Source organism: Mesorhizobium sp. M7A.F.Ca.US.002.01.1.1 (assembly GCF_004022955.1).
In the GTDB taxonomy this organism is placed as follows: Bacteria; Pseudomonadota; Alphaproteobacteria; order Rhizobiales; family Rhizobiaceae; genus Mesorhizobium; species Mesorhizobium ciceri.
In genome coordinates, this window is sequence record NZ_RZQE01000657.1 from 1 (window position 1) to 2,625 (window position 2,625).

Sequence of the window (2,625 nt, forward strand, 5' to 3'; positions counted from 1 at the left end):
TCGTAGACCTGATAGGGATCGAACAGGAAATCCTTGCGCAGCGCCGGCAGCGCGACGGCGGCTCGCGCCCGGGTGAGAAATTCCGGCGCGCCCTGGAAGGACGGTGCGTCGGTCAGCACCGAAAGACAGGCAGCGCCACCCTTGGCATAGGCCTGCGCCAGCGCCGGCGGATCGAAATCGGCGCGGATCAGCCCCTTGGACGGGCTTGCCTTCTTGATCTCGGCGATCAGCGCAAAGGCGCCGGATTTGCGCTTTGCTTCGAGCGCGGCAAGAAAGCCGCGCGGTGCGTCGGCGTCCTTGGCTCGCGCCTTGATTTCGGCCAGCGGCACACGTGCCTTTGCCGCCGCGATCTCGTCGCGCTTGTAGGCCTCGATCTTGCGAAGAATGTCAGACACGTTTTACCCGTTCGAAATCTCGACCAGCCTGTCGAGCACTTGCAGGGCCCGGCCGCTGTCGATGGCTTGCGCGGCGAGCGCGATGCCGTCGGCAAGCGTCGTCGCCTTGCCCGCCACCACCAGGCCGGCGCCGGCATTCATCAGCACGGTGTCGCGATAGGCGCCGGCAGCGCCGCCCAACATATCGCGCAAGGCTTTGGCATTGTAGTCCGCATCGCCGCCACGCAGTTCGTCCCTGCTGTGGCGCGGCAACCCGACCGCTTCAGGCGTCAGGGTGAAGCTGCGGATCTCGCCGCCGATCAGTTCGGCGACCTGCGTCTCGCCGGTGGTGGTGATCTCGTCATAGCCGTCGCCATGAGCAACCCAGGCATGCTCCGCACCCAGTGCCTTCAGCGTCTCGGCAACCGGCAGGATCCATTCCGGCAGGAACACACCGACCAGCTGCCGCTTGACGCCAGCTGGATTGGAGAGCGGCCCGAGCAGGTTGAAGATGGTGCGGGTGCCGAGTTCGACGCGGGTCGGACCGACATGTTTCATCGCTGGATGGTGCGCGGGCGCGAACATGAAACCAATGCCAGCCTCGTGGATGCAGCGGCCGATGAATTCGGGCGAGATGTCGATCTTGACGCCGAGCGCAACCAGCACGTCGGCGGCTCCTGTCAGCGAGGACAGGCCACGATTGCCGTGCTTGGCAACCGGCACACCACTGCCGGCGATGACAAAGGCCGATCCCGTGGAAATATTGACGCTGTGGGAATTGTCCCCGCCGGTGCCGACGATATCGATGGCGCCGTCCGGCGCGTCGACTTGCAGCATCTTGGCCCGCATGGTGGCGACGGCGCCGGAAATCTCGCTCACCGTCTCGCCGCGCACGCGCAGCGCCATCAGGAAACCGCCGATCTGGCCGGGGGTCGCATCACCCGACATGATGATGTCGAAGGCCTCGCGCGCTTCCTCGAAGGAAAGCGCGCTACCGGTCGCGATCTTGGCGATATGGGTTTTCAGCGCGCTCATCTTGTCGAGGCTTGGGCGACGGCGGCCTGGTCGACGCGAACGTCGTACTGCGTCTGCAACTGCGCCACCAATTGGTCGAGCAGGTCGTCCGACATGCCGGAGGTGAAGGATTTCTGTGCGTCATCCGGCACCGAGCTGGCATCGGCCCCGGCGGGCTCGAACACTTCGGCGACCTTGTACAGTATCTGCCCGTCGCCGGTAGGCGAGGGGATCAGGCCGGTACCGCCTTCGCCGACTCCGAACATCGCTGCGGCACCTTCCTTGCCGAAATCGACGTCGTCAGCCTCGCGCTTGACACCGCGCTTGGTCTGCTTTTCCAGCTTCAGTTCGCTGGCAATGACATCGAGCGTTGCGCCGGCCTTGAGCCGCTTTTCCAGCTCGTCAGCCTTGGCGGCGAGCCGCTTGCTTGTTTCCGCCGCCGTCCAGTCGGCCACGACTTTCTGACGAACCTCATCCAGCGTGCGGTCGCGAGCCGGCGTGATGGACGCCACCTCATAGAAGACGAAGCCGTTGTCGGCTGTGGTCAAGGCATCGTTTTCCGTGTTGGGTTCGGCGTCGAAGACGGCTTTGATCAGCTCCGGCGATTGCGGCAGGTCCTTGACGATGCTTGCATCTGGCCGCAGTCCACTGCGATCGATGGCATCGATGGTGACGACCTTCAGCTTCAGCTTGGCCGCGGCGTCGGCCAGCGAACTGCCGGCGGCGCGGGTGTCATCGTAATTGTCGCGCACGTCCAGAAGGATGCGGCTTGCCTCGCCCAGCGCCAGATCCTTGCGGATCTGGTCGGACACCTCGGCCAGCGGCTTCACCACTTCGGGCTTGATCTCGGTGACACGCAGCAGCACCGGACCGAAGGCGCCCTGCACGACCTGGCTGACTTCATTGGCGTTAAGCGCGAAGGCGGCGTCGGCGACCGCCTTGTCGGCGATCTTGTCCTTGGCAAGCGTGCCGAGCAACGTGTCGGCCGGGGTCTTGCCTTCCGCCGTGACCAGCTTGTCGAAAGTGGCGCCTGCCTTGAGCGAATCGAGCGCGGCCTTGGCCGCATCCGGCGTCTTGAACACGAGCTGCTCGATGGTGCGCAATTCCGGCGTGGTGTAACGCGCCTTGTTCTTGTTGTAGTCGTCGCTGACCTGTTGGTCGGTGACGGCGGTCGGATCCATGATGTCGACCGGCTCGAGGCGGACATAGGAGAATTTGCGGTATTCGGGTGCCGCCT

General features: G+C 64.6%; 3 protein-coding genes. All 3 read right to left on the reverse strand.

Annotated elements, in window-relative coordinates; translation table 11 throughout:
- A partial coding sequence (locus EN932_RS33620) for an indole-3-glycerol phosphate synthase TrpC (RefSeq protein ID WP_164762330.1) occupies positions 1-395 on the reverse strand: 395 nt, incomplete at its 3' end.
- Between the two features lie 3 nt (positions 396-398).
- Entirely contained in the window at positions 399-1,409 is a 1,011-nt protein-coding gene (trpD, locus tag EN932_RS33625) for an anthranilate phosphoribosyltransferase (protein WP_024503335.1), read from the reverse strand.
- Positions 1,406-2,625 (reverse strand): peptidyl-prolyl cis-trans isomerase (locus EN932_RS33630; protein WP_206618995.1); only part of this gene is annotated, 1,220 nt, incomplete at its 5' end. The genes trpD and EN932_RS33630, both read right to left, overlap by 4 nt.

Coding starts and splice junctions, on each gene's coding strand:
- trpD (WP_024503335.1), bottom strand. CDS start 1,409: ATGAGCGCGCTGAAAACCCATATCGCCAAGATCGCGACCGGTAGCGCG.